Source organism: Nocardioides seonyuensis (assembly GCF_004683965.1).
GTDB lineage: Bacteria > Actinomycetota > Actinomycetes > Propionibacteriales > Nocardioidaceae > Nocardioides > Nocardioides seonyuensis.
On record NZ_CP038436.1, the window covers coordinates 1414802 to 1432185 of the forward strand.

Annotated in this window: 14 protein-coding genes; 4 read left to right on the plus strand and 10 right to left on the minus strand. The window is 72.3% G+C overall.

All coding sequences use genetic code 11. The features are described 5' to 3' along the window. The first annotated feature begins 32 nt into the window (after positions 1–32). The 4 genes from recC to EXE58_RS07000 are packed head-to-tail and all read left to right on the plus strand — an operon-like array spanning position 33 to position 9172. Positions 33–3401, plus strand: a complete 3369-nt coding sequence (gene recC, locus EXE58_RS06985) for an exodeoxyribonuclease V subunit gamma (RefSeq protein ID WP_135267188.1) — start codon at positions 33–35, stop codon at positions 3399–3401. Then, entirely contained in the window at positions 3401–6778 is a 3378-nt protein-coding gene (locus EXE58_RS06990; protein ID WP_135267189.1) for a UvrD-helicase domain-containing protein, read from the plus strand. The genes recC and EXE58_RS06990 overlap by 1 nt, the downstream gene beginning before the upstream one ends. Next, positions 6775–8553 carry an exodeoxyribonuclease V subunit alpha gene (recD, locus tag EXE58_RS06995; protein WP_135267191.1) on the plus strand — a complete coding sequence of 593 codons (1779 nt, stop codon included), beginning with the start codon at positions 6775–6777 and terminating at the stop codon, positions 8551–8553. The genes EXE58_RS06990 and recD overlap by 4 nt, the downstream gene beginning before the upstream one ends. Positions 8554–8563: 10 nt before the next feature. After that, the gene (locus tag EXE58_RS07000) at positions 8564–9172 is read left to right on the plus strand and encodes an ACT domain-containing protein (protein WP_135267192.1); all 609 of its coding nucleotides are present in this window, start codon (positions 8564–8566) and stop codon (positions 9170–9172) included. Positions 9173–9240: 68 nt separating this feature from the next. Here the strand turns inward: EXE58_RS07000 and EXE58_RS07005 are convergent, their stop codons facing one another. The 10 genes from EXE58_RS07005 to EXE58_RS07050 form a co-directional block, all read right to left on the minus strand. Continuing rightward, the gene (locus EXE58_RS07005) at positions 9241–9681 is read right to left on the minus strand and encodes a nitroreductase family deazaflavin-dependent oxidoreductase (protein ID WP_135267193.1); all 441 of its coding nucleotides are present in this window, start codon (positions 9679–9681) and stop codon (positions 9241–9243) included. A gap of 40 nt (positions 9682–9721) precedes the next feature. Further along, complete coding sequence (locus EXE58_RS07010; protein ID WP_135267195.1) at positions 9722–9973, minus strand: hypothetical protein; 252 nt, start codon at positions 9971–9973, stop codon at positions 9722–9724. Continuing rightward, a complete protein-coding gene (gene flhA, locus EXE58_RS07015) occupies positions 9970–12015 on the minus strand; it encodes a flagellar biosynthesis protein FlhA (RefSeq protein ID WP_135267196.1) in 2046 nt (681 codons plus the stop codon). The genes EXE58_RS07010 and flhA overlap by 4 nt, the downstream gene beginning before the upstream one ends. A 76-nt stretch (positions 12016–12091) precedes the next feature. Next, a complete protein-coding gene (locus tag EXE58_RS07020) occupies positions 12092–13294 on the minus strand; it encodes an EscU/YscU/HrcU family type III secretion system export apparatus switch protein (protein WP_135267197.1) in 1203 nt (400 codons plus the stop codon). Between the two features lie 3 nt (positions 13295–13297). Then, the gene (locus tag EXE58_RS07025) at positions 13298–14071 is read right to left on the minus strand and encodes a flagellar biosynthetic protein FliR (RefSeq protein ID WP_244242462.1); all 774 of its coding nucleotides are present in this window, start codon (positions 14069–14071) and stop codon (positions 13298–13300) included. A 3-nt stretch (positions 14072–14074) separates the two neighbouring features. Continuing rightward, a complete protein-coding gene (gene fliQ, locus EXE58_RS07030; protein WP_135267199.1) occupies positions 14075–14344 on the minus strand; it encodes a flagellar biosynthesis protein FliQ in 270 nt (89 codons plus the stop codon). Positions 14345–14350: 6 nt separating this feature from the next. Further along, positions 14351–15214, minus strand: coding sequence for a flagellar type III secretion system pore protein FliP (gene fliP, locus EXE58_RS07035; RefSeq protein ID WP_244242463.1), 864 nt, complete (start codon positions 15212–15214; stop codon positions 14351–14353). After that, on the minus strand, positions 15211–15648 hold the full coding sequence (locus EXE58_RS07040) for a FliO/MopB family protein (RefSeq protein WP_135267200.1): 438 nt from the start codon (positions 15646–15648) through the stop codon (positions 15211–15213). Before EXE58_RS07040 ends, fliP begins: the two co-directional genes overlap by 4 nt. A gap of 1 nt (position 15649) precedes the next feature. Further along, positions 15650–16405, minus strand: a complete 756-nt coding sequence (fliN, locus tag EXE58_RS07045) for a flagellar motor switch protein FliN (RefSeq protein WP_135267201.1) — start codon at positions 16403–16405, stop codon at positions 15650–15652. Then, complete coding sequence (locus EXE58_RS07050) at positions 16402–17358, minus strand: flagellar motor switch protein FliM (protein WP_244242464.1); 957 nt, start codon at positions 17356–17358, stop codon at positions 16402–16404. Before EXE58_RS07050 ends, fliN begins: the two co-directional genes overlap by 4 nt. Positions 17359–17384: the final 26 nt, after the last annotated feature.

Here is a 17384-nt window from a genome sequence, read left to right on the forward strand (position 1 = left end):
CGGCTGTCGGCGGGGGGTGGCAGGCTGCACCCGTGACGTTGCACCTCCACACCGCCGAGAGGACCGACGCCCTGGCCGACGGCCTGGCGGCGATGCTCGCGAATCCCCTGGCGGACCCCTTCGCCCGGGAGGCCGTGGTCGTCCCGGCGCGAGGTGTGGAGCGGTGGCTCACGCAGCGACTCTCCCACCGCCTCGGGGTCGGCCCGGCCGGCGGTGACGGTGTCTGCGCCGGGGTCGACTTCCTCACGCCCCACTCGCTCGTCTCGCTGCTCCTCGACCGGGACCGCGTCGACCCGTGGGACCCCGACCAGGTCGTCTGGCCCCTGCTCGACGTGATCGACGAGGCGCTGGGCACCCCGGGCTTCGAGTCGCTCTCGCGACACCTCGGTCACGACGACACCAGCGAGCTCGGCGAGATCAAGCGCGCGCGGCGCTACTCCGTCACCCGACGCCTCGCCGGCCTCTTCACCTCCTATGCCCGCCAGCGCCCGAGCCTGGTCTCCGACTGGCGCCGGGGGCACGACACCGACGGTGCGGACGGCCCCCTCGACCCCGACCTGCACTGGCAGGCCGAGCTGTGGCGCCGCCTGGTCGCCCGGATGGACGTGCCACCCCCAGACGAGCGCCATGCGACCACCCTCGAGGCGCTTCGTTCCGGAGGCCGAGACCTCGACCTGCCGCCTCGCCTCTCGCTCTTCGGCCACACCAGGCTGCCCGTCACCGAGGTCGAGCTGCTGGCCGCCCTCGGGGCCCTGCGCGAGGTGCACCTGTGGCTGCCGCAGGCCTCGGCCTCCCTCTGGCGAGAGCTCGGGCGGGCGACCTCCGACGGGCCGGTCCTCCGCGAGCTCGACAGCTCCGCCACCGCGGTGGGACACCCCCTGCTCGCCTCGCTCGGCCGGGACGCCCGCGAGCTCCGCCGCACCCTCAACGCTGTCGAGGCCGTCGACGAGCCCGTCGACGGCTCCATCCCGACCCCCGACAGCCTGCTCGGCTGGCTCCAGCACGACCTGCGAGCCAACTCCGTCCCCGACGCGGAGACCCGAGCGACCCGCCGCCACGACCGTCTCGACCGCTCGGTCCAGGTGCACGCCTGCCACGGCGCCGCGCGGCAGGTCGACGTCCTGCGTGAGGTGCTGGTGGGCCTCCTCCAGGACGACCCGACCCTCGAGCCGCGCGACATCCTGGTGATGTGCCCCGACATCGAGAGCTACGCGCCCCTCGTCTCCGCGGGGTTCGGCCTGGCCGACCTGACCCAGGGCGGCTCCGGCCACCCAGCCCACCAGCTCCGCGTCCGGCTGGCCGACCGCTCACCCGGCGCCACCAATCCCCTGCTCTCGCTCGCCTCGACGCTGGTCGAGATCGCCGAAGGGCGGTTGACCGCGAGTCAGGTGCTGGACCTGGCGGGCGCCGAGCCCGTCCGACTGCGCTGGGGCTGGGACGACGACGAGCTCGAGCAGCTGGGGCGATGGGTGGGCCAGGCCGCCATCCGCTGGGGCTATGACGCCGACCACCGCGCCACCTTCGGGCTCGGCCTCCCCGACAACACCTGGCTGCAGGGCATGCGCCGCATCCTGCTCGGCGCCGCCGTCTCGGGGCAGGGACACCGCGTGGTCGGCGGCACCCTCCCGGTCGACGACATGGGCGACGGACAGCTGGAGCTGGTCGGTCACTTCGCCGAGTTCGTCGATCGCCTGCACCGCTTCCTGGACCGCGCCCTGCGCGCCGCCACGGCTGCCGAGTGGGCCGACGCCCTGCACGAGGCCGTGCGCGGGCTGACCTCCACACCCCTGGAGTCGGCCTGGCAGCTCGCCCAGTTCGAGCGCGAGATCGGCCACATCGCCGCCGGCACCGGCGCGGGCACCACCACCATGCGCCACGCGGACGTGAGGTCCCTCCTCGCCCACCGCCTGCGTGGACGACCCACCCGCTCCAACTTCCGCACCGGCACCCTCACCGTGTGCACGATGGTGCCGATGCGCTCTGTGCCCCACCGCGTCGTGTGCCTGGTCGGGCTGGACGACGGCGTCTTCCCGCGCTCGACCGCGGTCGACGGTGACGACGTGCTGGCCCGACGACCCCGAACCGGCGAGCGCGACGCCCGCTCCGAGGACCGCCAGCTGCTGCTCGACGCCGTCAACGCCGCGACCGAGACCCTCGTCATCACCTACACCGGCCGCGGTGAGCACACCGGCGCGGCCCGGCCCCCGGCGGTCCCCCTCGGCGAGCTCCTCGACGCGCTCGACGCGACCACGGCAGCTCCGGTGCGCGGTGATGTGTTGACCCACCACCCGCTCCAGCCCTTCGACGAGGCGAACCTCGTCCCCGGTGGGCTCGCAGGCACCGAGCCCTTCACCTTCGACGTCAGCGCGCTGGCCGGCGCGCAGGCAGCCCGGCGCCAGCCTCCAACCGAGGTCCGCGAGCTCGTGAGGTCGCCCCTCCCCGCGGGTGACCCCGTCACGGACGTCTCCCTCGCCGACCTCCACGACTTCTTCAAGCACCCGGTCAAGGCGTTCCTCAGGTCCAGGCTCGACATCTCCACCCCCTACAGCCCCGACGAGGCCCGAGACGACATTCCCATCACGCTCGACGCCCTGGAGAAGTGGGACGTCGGCGACCGTCTCGTCCGCGACGTGCTGGCCGGCGCCGACCCCGTCGAGGCGATGACGGCCGAGCAGCTGCGCGGCCTGCTCCCGCCCCGCCAGCTGGGGCGCTCCGTCCTGGAGGACATCTGCCGCAGGGCCCAGCCGCTCGTGGAGGCGGCCCAGCGGCTGCGCACCGGCCGCGCCCACAGCGTCGACGTCGACATCGACCTGGGAGACCGACGCGTGACCGGCACGGTCGGCGACCTCTTCGGCAACGCACTGGTCACCGTCACGTTCTCCAACCTCGGTGCCAAGCACCGCATCGGCGGCTGGCTCGACGCCGTGGCCCTGGCTGCCGGGCACCCCGACCACAACTGGACGGTCCACACCCTGGGCAAGCACCGCAGCGGCGCCCAGCGCGCGCTCGTGGGCCCCCTGGCCGAGCACGAGGCACGCGACTGGCTGCGCACCCTGGTAGACGTCCGCGAGCGAGGCCTCCGAGAGCCGCTGCCCCTGCCGCTGAAGACCTCGCTCGCCTTCGCCACCGACTGGTCGCTGCTGGAGCGTGGCGGCCAGGGCGACCCGGACGCGCGGGCGGCCGACGAGTGGACCACCCCCCGGTTCAGCGACACCGGCTTCCCCAAGGAGGACGCCGACCCGTGGCACGTGCGCGCCTTCGGTGACTCGGCGCCCTACTCCGCCCTGGCCGCTCCCCTTCGCGCCGACGAGTCGGGCGGACCCCACCGACTGGCCCACTACGCCTGGCGCGTCTGGGGCCCGCTCCTCTCCGACCGGCACGAGATCCTGGGGGCAGTGTGATGGACGTCTTCGACATCACCGCCCCGCTCCCCCAGGGTCCGACCACGACCCTGCTCGAGGCCAGCGCCGGCACCGGCAAGACCTGGACCATCGCCGCACTGGTGACGCGCTACGTCGCCGAGGGCGTGGCCCGGCTCGACGAGCTGCTGGTCGTCACCTTCACCAGGGCGGCCAGCCAGGAGCTGCGCGAGCGCGTCCGCGCCCAGCTCACGACGGCCCGCGACGCCCTCGCCGGCGACTCGCAGTCACCCCCCGCCGATGCGATGGTCGAGTGGCTCCTCGACGCCGACGAGAGCGAGCGGGCGCGGCGGCTCGCACGCCTGACCGCCGCGCTCACCGACTTCGACGCGGCGACGATCGCCACCATCCACCAGTTCTGCCAGCTGGTCCTGCGCAGCCTCGGGGTCGCCGGTGACACCGACACCGACGCTCGTCTCGTCGAGGACCTCGAGCAGCTGACCCACGAGGTCGTCGACGACCTCTTCCTGGCAAGCTTCGCCGACCTGCCCGCGCCCCCGTGGTCCCACGACGTCGCCCTCCAGATCGGTCGGGCCGTCGTCGACGACCCCCGCGCCGCCATCGAGCCCCGTGCGGCTCTCACGGAGGCCCCCGACTCGACCGCCGCCGCCAGGGTCCGGTTCGGCACCGAGGTCCTCGCCGAGGTCGAGCGCCGCAAGCGCCGTCTGGGTGTCCTCAGCTACGACGACCTGCTCAGCCAGCTGGCCGACGCCCTCGACGACCCCCGCTCCGACGCGCGCGCCCGCATGCGCCGACGGTGGAAGGTCGCCCTGATCGACGAGTTCCAGGACACCGACCCCGTCCAGTGGCAGGTGTTCGAGCGTGCCTTCCACGCCCACTCGACCCTGGTGCTCATCGGCGACCCCAAGCAGGCGATCTACGCGTTCCGGGGCGGCGACGTCGTCACCTACCTCAGGGCGGCGGAGGTCGCGACCACCCGGCAGACCCTCGGCGTCAACTGGCGGGCCGACGGCCCGGTCCTCGCCTCGCTGCAGGCACTCATGCGGGACGCGCGCCTCGGCAGCGACGAGATCGTCGTGCTGCCCGTCGCGGCAGACCGCGACAGCTCGCGCCTCGAGGGTGCCGGTCCACCGTTCCGGCTGCGCGTCGTACGCCGTGCCGAGCTCGGCCTCGGTCTCGGGCCCAAGGCAAAGCCGCCGCGCGTCGACGTGTGGCGCCGCCACGTCACCACCGACCTGGCCCAGGACATCAAGCGGCTGCTCCTGAGTGGCGCGAAGTTCTGCGGTCGCGACCTCGAGCCCAGCGACGTCGCCGTGCTGGCGGCGCGACGCAGTGACCTGACCGCAGCCCAGGAGGCGCTCGCGGCGGTCGGGGTGCGCTCGGTCATCAACGCCGGGGGGTCTGTCTTCCACACCCCGGCAGCCACCGAGTGGCTCGTGCTGCTCGAGGCGCTCGAGCAGCCTCACCGCACGGCGCGGGTGCGGGCAGCCGCGCTGACCTCGTTCGTCGGCCTGGATGCCGCCGCCCTGGACGCCGGCGGCCCCGACCTCACCAACTCCCTCACCGAGCGGCTCCGGGCCCTGTCCGACATCCTCGCCACCCGCGGGGTCGCCGCGGTGCTGGAGGCGACGGTCATCGACGGGCTGACCGACCGGGTGCTGTCGCGGCTCGGCGGTGAGCGCACGCTGACCGACCTCCACCACATCGGGGAGGCGCTCCACCGGGTGTCGGTCGACGAGCGGCTGGGGCCCGTCGGCCTGCTGGCATGGCTGCGGCAGCAGGTCGCCGACGAGAAGAAGGAGGTGGCCGGGGAGCGCACCCGGCGGCTCGACTCCGACGCGGACGCCGTCCAGCTGGTGACCATCCACGGCAGCAAGGGCCTCCAGTACCCCGTGGTCTACGCGCCCACGCTGTGGGACCGCTGGACCGGGCGCGACCCCGACGTGCTGCTCTTCCACGACGACCAGGGTCGTCGTTGCCGCGACATCGGCGGCCCGAGCCCGGCGCGAAAGGAGCACCTCCAGCGCCACTGGACCGAGGACGCCGGCGAGTCCCTCCGACTGCTCTACGTCGCTCTCACCCGCGCCCAGTCGCAGGTCGTCGCCTGGTACGCCCCCACCAACAACACGGCCGGCTCCCCTCTCCACCGGATGCTGTTCGGTCGCCTCCCCGGAGGTGCGGCGGTGCCCGACTCGGCCCCGCTCCCCGACGACGACAAGATCGTCACTGTCCTGGGCCACTGGAAGCACGCCGGCGGCCCGCAGCCGGAGCTCGCGACGCTCGTCGCCCCCGACGTGCGGCCGCTCGAACCGTCGCAGGACGCCCTCTCGGTGCGCGTCTTCGACCGGGAGATCGACACCGCGTGGCGGCGCACGTCCTACTCCTCGCTGTCGGCAGCCGCAGGCACCTCGGCGATCGGTGACGCAACCACGCTGTCGGAGCCGGAGGAGGTTCCGGGGCTGGAGGTCGAGGAGCCCCTGCCCACCCCCGAGGAGAGCGCCGACGAGACCGGCGCAGACCTGGCCGCCGTCCCCTCGCCCATGGCCGGGCTGCCCGTCGGCGCGACCTTCGGGTCCCTGGTCCACGCGGTCCTCGAGCACGCCGACGTGACAGCGACCGACCTCCGCGCCGAGCTCGTCACGAGGATCCAGGAGCAGGTCGAGTGGTGGGCGGTGCCCGGCCTCGACGTCGAGGAGCTCGCCGACGCGCTCGTCGCGGTCTGCGACAGTCCGCTCGGACCACTGGCAGGAGGCGCGACCCTGCGTGACGTCACGCGGGCCGACCGCCTGGAGGAGCTCGACTTCGAGCTCCCGCTCGCCGGTGGCGACGACGCGGATGCGACGCCCGGCTCGGCCGTGCTGGGCGATGTCGCGGTCCTGCTCCGGCGCCACCTGCCCGAGGGCGACCCGGTGCGCTCCTACGCCGACACCCTCGACGCCGACCCGGTGCTGGCTGCGCAGGTGCTGCGGGGCTACCTCACCGGCTCCATCGACGTCGTCATGCGACGTGAGGTCGACGGAGCCACCCGTTTCCTCACCGTCGACTACAAGACCAACTGGCTGGGTGAGGTCGGGGCGCCGCTCACCGCCCACGACTACCGCCCGGCCGTGCTCGACGAGGCGATGGGCCACAGCGACTACCCGTTGCAGGCACTCCTCTACACCGTCGTGCTGCACCGGTTCCTGCGCTGGCGCCTGGCCGACTACGACCCCGAGGCCCATCTCGGCGGCGTCCTCTACCTCTACCTCCGCGGCATGTGCGGTCCCGAGACACCTCTGGTCGACGGGTCGCCCTGCGGCGTCTTCTCGTGGCGTCCGCCAGTCGCGCTGGTCACCGAGCTCTCGGACCTGCTGGACGGACGCCTCCAGGGTCGGCTGGCCGGGGCGGTGAGGGCATGACCGAGGTCTTCGAGCCCGTCGACGCCGCCGACCGCGACCTGGCCCTGGGCGCCACCGGTCTGCTGGGGCGCTTCAACACCGCCGGGGTCCTGACCGCTGCCGACATCCACGTCGCCCGGGCGCTCGGGGCTCTCGCCGGTGAGCGCGACGACACCGTCCTGCTGGCCACGGCCCTCGCCTGCCGTGTGCTCCGTGCGGGGTCGGTGTGCCTCGACCTCGCCGCCGTCGACCGCGACGTCGCCCCCGACCTGCCGTGGCCGGACCCGGACGCCTGGCGCTCCGCCGTCGCCGCGTCGCCCCTGGTGGCCCAGGGGGTGCTGCGGTGGGAGTCCGGTCTCCTCTACCTCGACCGCTACCACGAGCAGGAGACCCAGATCCTGCGCGACCTGGCCCTGCGTGCGCAGACCTCGCCGCCGCACGATCCCGACCTCATGGCAAGGTCCCTGGCCCGGGTCTTCGACGAGGCGGGCTACGACGAGCAGCGCGCCGCGTGCTTGCAGGCTGCACGCGAGTGGACGACCGTCGTGATCGGCGGCCCCGGCACCGGCAAGACCACGGCCGTGGCGGGGCTGCTGGTGGCCCTCCACGACCAGTTCACAGCGCGAGGAGAGACGCTGCGGGTGGCTCTGGTGGCGCCCACCGGCAAGGCCGCTGCCAGGTTGCAGGAGGCGCTCGACACCGCACGGCTCGACCCGGCCGACCGTTCGCGGGTCGAGGGCGTCGAGGCGATGACGATCCACCGGCTGCTGCAGCGCGACCCCGGCAGCTCGAGCCGATTCAGGCACCACCGCGGCAACCGGCTCCCTCACGACCTCGTGGTCGTCGACGAGACGTCCATGGTGTCGCTGACGCTGATGGCACGCCTCCTCGAGGCGGTGCGCACCGACGCCCGCCTGGTGCTGGTGGGCGATCCCGACCAGCTGTCCTCGGTGGAGGCCGGGGCGGTGCTGAGCGACGTGGTGCGCGGCTATGCCGAGCGCCCCGACTCGCCGATCGTCTCCCTCACCCGGACCCACCGGTTCGGCGAGCACATCGGCGACCTCGCCCGCGCCGTCCGCGAGGGCGACGCCGATCGCGCCCTGGCGGTCCTCTCAGCCGGCGACGAGTCCGTCCAGTGGCTGACCGACGCCCGCTCGCCCCAGCTGCGCGCCCTCACCGTCGACGCCGCGCTCGCGCTGCGTGATGCTGCCACGCGCGGCATCGTCGACGACGCCCTCGTCGCCCTCGAGCGCCACCGGCTGCTGTGCGCGCACCGCGACGGTCCTTACGGGGTGCGCTTCTGGAACCGGCGGGTCGAGCAGTGGCTCACCGCCGAGACGGCCGACCCCCTGCACGACCACAGCTACCCCGGCCGACCCGTCCTGGTGACGAGCAACGACTACACGCTCGGCGTCCACAACGGTGACTCCGGTGTGGTCGTCGAGACGGCCGAGGGGCGCCGTGTCGCGCTGCCCGGCCCCGACGGACCGCGCCTGTTCGCCCCCTCGCGGCTCGGCGACGCCGAGACCATGCACGCGCTGACGATCCACAAGGCGCAGGGCAGCCAGGCCGAGCACGTCACGGTCCTCCTCCCGGACGAGGAGTCCCGGCTGCTCACACGCGAGCTCTTCTACACCGCGATCACCCGCGCCAAGCAGGTCGTGACGGTCGTCGGAGAGGAGTCCTGGATCCGGGCCGCCATCAGTCGTCGGGCACAGCGGGCCTCCGGTCTTGCCGTCCGGCTGGGAGCGACCACCCCCGAACGGCGAAACCTGGGCGACACGACAGGCGACTAGCCTGACTTCCGTGCCCTACCTCCTGCGTCTGCGCCTGCCCGACGTCCCCGGCTCCCTCGGTCGCGTGGCGAGCGCGATCGGTGAGGCGGGGGGCGACATCGAGGCGATCGAGATCGTCGAGAAGGACGGCGACTACGCAGTCGACGACGTGCTCCTCGAGATCCCGCACGGCACGATGCCCGACTCGATCGTCTCGGCCTGCAGCATCCTCGACGGCGTCAGCGTGCTGTGGATCAACCACTACGCCGCCGGCGGCAACATCTTCCTCGACCTGGAGGTGGTCGAGGCCCTCACCGAGGATCCGTCCTCGGCCCGCGACCGCGTCATCGAGATGATGCCGGTTGCGTTCCGCGTCGACTGGGCCGCCTCCGTGCGACCCGGTGAGGGCGCGGACTGTCACGTCGTCCACGCCACGGAGGCTGCTCCGCGCACCCTCCCCTGGGTCGAGGTCGCCGTTCCGACCCGGCTGCCGGGCGACGCCGTCTACGTCGAGTGCGCGGCGCCCTTCGGGGACGACGTGGTCCGGATGGGGCGCCGCGGCGGTCCGGAGTTCCTCGACTCCGAGCTGGCGCGGCTCGGCCACCTGCTCGGCCTGGCCCACACCATCAGCCGCTCCTGATACTCCGTATCAAGAAGCTCCTGTGTGGGCGCCTGACACCACCCATTTGATACGGACTATCGGGGGAGTCAGCGGCGCTCGAGCAGGAACAGCGGGATCTGGCGCTCGGTCTTCTTCGCGTACGACGCATAGGTCGGCCAGGTCTCGACGGCACGCTGCCACCAGACCTCGCGCTCCTCGCCGCTGAGCTCGCGGACGTCGTACGTCGCCTTGTCGGCGCCGTCCTGCAGGTCGACCTCGGGGTGGTGCCGGAAGTTCGCGGCCCACTCCGGGTCCTCGGGCGCCCCGCCCATGGAGGCCACCGCGAGGTAGCTCCCCTCGTGCTCGACCCGCATCACGGGGTTCTTGCGCAGCTTGCCCGAGCGCCAGCCGATCGAGGTGATCACCACGACCGGATAGTTGGTGCCGGGGAGCGTGCCGCCCTCGACGCCGTCGGTGGCCTCGTAGACCTCGACGTTGTCGCGGACCCACTTGCTCGCGCTGGGTGCGTACTCACCTGTGAGTGCCATGCCCCCCACAACAACACGGGTCGCCCAGCGATTCCAGCGATTACCCGACCTCGGGCTCCGAGGCGGGTACGACGTCGTCGGCCGCGTCGTCCTTGGCCGGCGCGAGGTCGACACCGGGCTCGCTCCAGAACCACTCCGAGGCGACGGTCAGCAGGACCCAGCACACGCCCACGGCGAGGAGGTAGCGGGTCAGCGCGACGTCGAACGCCATCTCCCCCGCCGCCGCACCTGCGAGAGCCGGCGACGTCAGCAGTGCCGCGACGACGAGGACCAGTCCGGACAGGGGCTTCATGCGCTCACCGCCTGCCGCTCACCGGAGACGAGGCCGACCGAGGTGACCTGAGCGGCGCCGCCGAGCTCGGTGTAGGACAGCACGGGGGTGCCGGGCAGGGCCGGGAGGACCATGCGTCGTACGGCGGAGCGCAGCTGGGGCGCGCAGACGAGGACCGGCCTGATCCCCCGTTCCTCCGCAGCGGTGCGCAGGTCGGCGAGCTCGGCGAGCACGGTCTGGCCGGTGAGCGGGTCGAGGGCGATCATCGGGCCCTGCTCGCCGGGACGCATGGCCTCGAGCATCCGCTGCTCCAGCATCGGGTCGAAGCTGAGCACGTGGACCGTGCCCTGCGAGAGGTGCGGGGCGACGATCGCCGGACCGAGCGCGGCACGGGCCGCCTCCACCAGCGCGTCGGGGTCCTTGGTGACCTGCGCCTTCAGCGACAGGGACTCGTAGATGCGGACCAGGTCCCGCACGGAGACCTGCTCGTCCAGGAGGCTCTGCAGCACCCGCTGGACCTCGCCGAGGCTCAGCTGGGCCGGAGTCAGCTCCTCCACCACGACGGGGTGCTGGCGCTGGACGAGGTCGGTGAGCGTCTTGACGTCCTCACGCCCGAGCAGGCGGCCGGCGTGCGAGGCGACGACCTCGGCGAGGTGGGTGGTGATGACCGAGGCACGGTCCACGACCGTGGCGCCGCTCAGCTCGGCCTGGACTCGCAGCTCCGCGGGGATCCATCGTGCCTCGAGGCCGAAGACCGGCTCGGTGGTCGACTCGCCGGGGAGCGCGCCGAGGGTGTCGCCGATCGCCAGCACGGTGCCGCGCGGTGCCTCGCCGCGGGCGACCTCGATGCCGAAGAGCCGGATGGCGTAGGTCCTGGCTGGGAGGTCCAGGTTGTCGCGGGTGCGGACCGGCGGGACGATGATGCCCAGGTCGCCGGCGACCTTGCGGCGCAACGCCTTGACGCGGTCGAGCAGGTCGCCGCCGTTGGCAGCGTCGACGAGGTCGATGATGTCGGGCGCCAGCTCGAGGCCCAGCGGGTCGACCTGGATCTCCGCGGCCAGCAGCTCCGGGGTGTCGGTCGGGATCTCGACGGCATGACCCTCGAGGACCTGCTCGGGTTCGACCTCGGGTTTCGGCACGCGGCTCGAGGCGAGCAGCATGATGCCCCCGGCGATCATGAAGGGCAGCTTGGGCAGGCCCGGGATGAGGCAGATGAAGAGGGCCGAGAAGCCGGCGACCTGGAGCGGGAGCCGCTGGCGGCCGACCTGGCGCAGGATGTCGGAGCCCATGTCGGCGTCGCTGGTGGACCGGGTGACGATGAGGCCGGTGGCGACCGAGAGGAGGAGCGCCGGGATCTGGGAGACGAGGCCGTCGCCGACCGACAGCAGGCTGTAGGTGGAGATGGCGTCGCCGAAGGACATCCCCTTCTGGGCCATGCCCACGGCGAAGCCGCCGATCAGGTTGACCAGGGTGATCACGATCGCGGCGATCGCGTCGCCCTTCACGAACTTGGACGCACCGTCCATGGCGCCGTAGAAGTCTGCCTCCGCGTGCACCTCCATCCGCCGGATCCGCGCCTGGTCCTCGTCGATGAGGCCGGAGTTGAGGTCGGCGTCGATCGCCATCTGCTTGCCGGGCATCGCGTCGAGGGTGAAGCGGGCGCCCACCTCGGCCACGCGCTCGGCACCCTTGGTGATGACGAAGAACTGGATGATCAGCAGGATCGCGAAGACGATGAGGCCGACGACCAGCGAGCCGCCGACGACGAAGTGGCCGAAGGTGTCGATGACCTTGCCTGCGTAGCCGTCGAGCAGCACCAGACGGGTGGCGCTGATGTTGAGGGCCAGCCGGAACAGCGTCATCACGAGGATGACGGCGGGGAACGCGTTGAAGTCGAGGGGCCGGTGGACGAGCATCGCCACCATGAGCACCAGGATCGCGCCGACGATGTTGAGCGCGATGAGCATGTCGAGCACGACCGCCGGGAGCGGGACCACCAGCATCGCGATGATGAGCACGACACCGGCCGGGATCCCCAGCTGGGTCAGGCGCTTGGCTTCCACGTGGTGCCTTTCGGAGGGTCAGTCGCACTGGGCGCCCTCCATGGCACCGGCTGACGCCGTCCTGGCATCAGGGGATTCATCGGCTGGTCGCGCCGGGTCCTGAGGGTTTCGTGGCCGGCAGTGCCGCGGGGCGTGCCGCGGGGCGTACGGCGGGGCGCGCAGCCTGGCGACGGCGGCGGGCGGCCAGTGCGACCTCGGGCAGGTCGTCCCCCCGGCGGGGAGTGCTGTGCTGCCCGCCCTTCGCTCCGGCGTTGCGCCGGGAGATGACGAACGCGAGGACCTGCGCGACCGCGGCGTAGAGCTCGGCCGGGATCTCCTGGCCCACGACGGTCGAGCGGTGCAGGGCTCGCGCGAGGGGCACGTCGCGCACCAGCGGCACCCCGTGCTCCGTAGCCCGCTCACGGATGCTCTGCGCCACCGCGCCGGCACCCCGGGCGACCACGCGGGGGGCGCCGTTCTCGGCCTCGTAGCGCAGGGCCACCGCGACGTGGGTGGGGTTGACGAGGACCACGTCCGCGGTGGGGATGTCGGCCATCATGCGGCTGCGGGCGGCGGCGAGCTGCCGCGCGCGGATCGCGCCCTTGATCAGCGGGTCGCCCTCGGTCTGCTTGTGCTCGCGCTTGACCTCGTCCTTGGTCATCCGGGTCTGCTTGCCGGTGCGGCGGCGCATCACCGCGTAGTCGGCCGCGGCCATCAGGATCCCTGCGAACGCCACGTTGCGGATGAGCGCGAACACCTCGTCCTGGACGACGTCGAGCACTGCCGAGATGGGGACCAGCCCCCCGATGAGCGGCACCATCGACCGGATGGCGGCGTACACCACCAGACCCACCACCGCGCTCTTGATCAGCACCTTGGCGCCCTCCCACAGGGCGTGGCCGCCGAAGGCCCTCTTGGCACCCTTGAAGAGGTTCAAGCTCTTCAACGACGGCTTGGCACTCTTGGACGCGACGTAGAAGCCGCCCTGCGCCAGGGCCGCCGAGACGCCGAGGACCATCACACCCGAGCCGAGGATGACGAGCGTGAGCATCACGTGCTCGAAGCCCCGTCCGAGGAGAGCCGTGGCGTCTGCCACCTCGACGTCCCCCTGCACGGTGAAGCAGTCGCGCATGAGCTCGGCGAGCGCGGTCAGCTCGTGCCTCATCAGCGGCGGGAGCGCCATCGCGAACGCGAGCAGCGCCGCCCAGCCCCCGAACTCCTGGGTGCGCGCGACCTGTCCCTCCTTGCGGGACTCCTTGCGCTTCTTGGCCGTGGGCTTCTCGGTCTTCTCCTCGGACATCGCTCACCCCCCGCCCACGAGCGTCCACTGGGCCTCGTTGGCCAGGTCGACGAGACGGGCGACGGCCTCCGGGAGCACCGGGAACGACAGCCCCAGCAGGAGCAGCGTGAGCCCGATCTTGGCGGGAAACATCACGTTGATGGCGTTGAGCTGGGGCGCCACCTTGGTGAGCATCGCCAGCCCGAGGTCGGCGACGAAGAGGACCGCCACCAGCGGCAGCGCGATCTGCACGGCGGTGAGGAAGAACATCCCGAACGCCGTGATCATCACGTGGGCCGCACCCTCGATCTCGGGCGACTCCCCCAGTGGCATCAGGTCGAAGGTCCGCAGCAGGCCACCGAGCACGAGGAGGTGGCCGCCGGAGGCGAAGAGCAGCATCACCGCCAGCATCTGGTGCATCTTCCCGAAGACGGTGTTCATGTTCATCGAGAGCGGGTCGAAGCCCTGGGCGAGCTGGAAGCCGCCGAACGTGTCCACCAGGGAGCCGGCAGTGGCGATGGCGGCGAGCAGCATGTACGTCACCAGGCCCAGGGCGGACCCGATGACGACCTGGGTCAGCGTCGTGACCAGGAGCTCGCCGGTCCCGGTCGGGATCGAGCCACCCTCGACCGAGGGCACCACCGCGAACGCCAGTCCCAGGGAGAGCACCACCTTCGCCGGCAGCGGAACCGACCGACCGGCGAAGGGCGGCACCAGGGCGAGCCAGGCGCCGATCCGCACCGAGGCCAGCAGGTAGGCCAGCAGCGGCTCGCCGGCGATGCTCAGGGTCAGGCCCACGGGTCAGCCCAGCAGGGTCGGGAGCAGGGCGAAGAGGTCCTGGGTGAAGTCGACCAGGGTCCGCAGCATCCAGCTCCCCGAGATCAGCAGGGCGATACCCACGCCGACGAGCTTGGGCACGAAGGCGAGGGTGAACTCCTGGATCTGCGTCATCGACTGGAAGAGCGAGATGGTGAAGCCGATGACCAGCGACGTCACGAGGATCGGCGCGGACAGCTTCAGCGCGACCAGCATGGTCTGCAGGGCGATGTTGATGACGGTGGTGTCGGTCATCGCGGCCTACTGATAGCTGGAGACGACGGAGGTGATGACAAGTCCCCACCCGTCGACCAGCACGAAGAGGAGCAGCTTGAAGGGCAGCGACACCATGACCGGCGGCATCATCATCATGCCGAGCGCCATCAGGGCACCGCTGATGACGATGTCGATCACCAGGAAGGGGATGAAGATGACGAAGCCGATGATGAACGCCTGCTTGAGCTCGCTCAGGATGAACGCCGGCACGAGGGTCGCCATCGACACGTCCTCCCGGTTCTCGGGGAGCTCGCGCTCGGCGACGTTGGTCAGCAGCCGCAGCTCCTCGTCGCCGGTCTGGCCAAGCATGAAGTCGCGCAGCGGCTCGACCCCGGAGTCGTAGGCCCGCGACGCGGTCTTGTCACCGTCGAGGAAGGGCTGCACGCCCTTGTCGTTCACCTCGCCGAGCACCGGCGCCATGATGAACAGCGAGAGGAACAGCGCGAGGCCGGCGAGCACCTGGTTGGGCGGGATGCCCTGGAGGCCGAGCGCGTTGCGGGTCAGGCCCAGCACGATGAGCACCTTGGTGAAGCTGGTGCAGGTGAGCAGGATCGCGGGCAGCAGCGACAGCAGCGAGAGCGCGAGGATCACCGTGACCGGCGTTCCGGGCTTGTCGGTCAGGCCGTCCAGCTCGATGGTCACCGAGCTGTCCCCGCCCGTGCCCGGAGTCCGTGGCCCCCGGGGGCCACGCGGACCGTCCGGACCCACGAGGTCGGAGGCGCTGGGGTGTACGACGACCGCGACGGACGAGCCGGCCGGCGCGGCCTGGGCGGGGGTCGCCAGGGGACCGAGCGAGAGGAACAGGCCGGCGAAGAGCGCGACGAGGAGACCCGAGAGGAGGCGGTTCACGAGGCTCGGTCCTTGGCTGCGGCCAACGCCTGCCGCCAGGTCTGGGGTGAGAGCAGGGAGCCGTTGAGGGGTCCGGCCTGGGCGCCGGCGCCCGAGCCGACCGGCTTGCGGCTGTTCGCGAGCGGGACCTGGATCGCGTCGTCCTCGAGGGCGACGTCCTCGGTCTCGAGAGCCACCGTCGTGAGCTCCAGCTCGTCGGGGTCCAGCTCGGTCAGCAGGCTGACCTGGTGGTCGGTGGTGCCCACGACGAGCACGCGGCTGCCGACGGTGATGACGGCGACCGAGGAGCTGCGGGAGAGCGGCTGGCGGTGCAGCACCTGCACCGGAGCGCCGGCGCGGCCGCCGTACCGCTTGCCCATGAAGCGGGCGAGCAGCAGCATCAGGCCGACGACGACCGCCAGGGAGGCGACCAGTCGGATGATCAGCTCGAGCACGTCAGCCGACAGCTGTCTCGTCGAGGATCTCGGTCACCCGCAGACCGAAGTTCTCGTCGACGACGACGACCTCACCACGTGCGATCAGGCGACCGTTGACGAGGAGGTCGGCGGGACTGCCGGCCGCGCGGTCGAGCTCGAGGACGGCACCCGGGGAGAGGGCGAGGAGCTCGCGGACCGTGAGGTGGGTCCGGCCGAGCTCGACGGTGACCTCCATGTCGACGCCGTGCAGCATCTCGATGCCGCGGCTGGCCGCCATGCCCTGGGCCGAGCCCATCGCGGGCGACTGCAGCACGGGGGGGACGCCGCCGGACTCGACGGCTGCCGCCGAGGCGGTCGCGGCGTCGGAGACCAGCAGCGCGCCGGCGGGCGTACCGCCGCCGAGGAGCGGGACCAGCGCGAACGAGCCGCCGATCTCGGCGCCCACCTGGTCGAGGGAGACTTCGCGAGCGGTGCCGCACGAGGCTCCGAGGGCCGCGGCAGCCGCATCGAGGGCAGGCTGGGTGGCGGCCGCCAGGTCGAGACCGCCCATCGGGCTGGCCGCCAGCGCCTCGACGAGCTCGGCGCCGACGAGGACCGCCACGCGGGGGGCACCCGGCAGGAGCAGCTCGGCCACGGCAGCACCGGCGTACTCGGCGACAGCAGCGGCGTCGCCCACGACGGGCGCGCCGGCCACCAGCTGGGTCGGCGCGGGGAGCACCGCCGCGACGGCCTCGGCCGCTGCGCTGGTGACGGACTCGGGGAGGGTGGTGGTCATGCGTTCTCCTTGGACGTGCTGACGACGAGCGCCGCCAGCCGCGTGCCGTGGGTGCCGGGGGTGGCGTGGGCAAAGGTGGTGTCGCCGACCATGACGTCCAGGGGCGCGGTCGACGGGTGGGAGAGCCGCAGCACGTCGCCGACGGCGAGGCTGCTCAGGGTGTCGGGGTCCAGGCGGGTCGGGCGGAAGCGGACGGCGGCCTCGACAGGGACGCCGCGGAAGCGCCGGTCCACCTGCTCGGCGGCCAGCGCACGCTGGTCACGCTCGCGCGACGAGACGGGCGAGGGGGCAGCCGAGCGGACCAGGTGCGGGTGCAGGCCGGTGAAGGGCAGGGCCAGCGTCACGCGGTGGCTGCGCTCCTTGATGACCAGGTCGAAGGACGCCACGACCATCGTGTCGGACGGGCCGGCGACCTGGGCCAGCTGCGGGCTGTACTCGACCCCGATGCGCTGGGCGTCGGCCTCGACGATGGCGGCGAGGCTGTACTGCAGCTCGCCGAGGACACGGTCGAGCAGGCTCTGCACGACGGCGCTCTCGATGTCGGTGAGGGGGCGCAGCGGCTGCTCGTCCGCGCCCGGCCCTCCGAGCATGTGGTCGATGGTGCTCATCACCGCGGGCAGCGGCAGGTTGAGCAGCCCGAGGCCGGCGATCGGCTCGGCCGAGAACTTCACCAGGTAGGTGGTCGGGTCGAGCGTGTCGACGTACTCCGCGTACTGCTGCTGGGCGACGCCGAGGAGCTGGGTCGTGCAGACGGTGCGGAGCGCGGCCGTGAAGACGGTCGCCGACTGGCGCGCGAAGCTGTCCAGCGTCACCTGGAGCGTGCGGGAGTGCTCGCGGGAGAGCTGGATGGGGCGCCGGAAGTCATAGGGGGTCGGCTCCGCACCCGAGCCGGCGCGGCGGCGTGCTCGGGCGTCGCCGTACGACGTGCGGCGGGAGGAGTCGAGGAGCGTCACGAGTCCCGTATCGGCCGCGGCGGCAT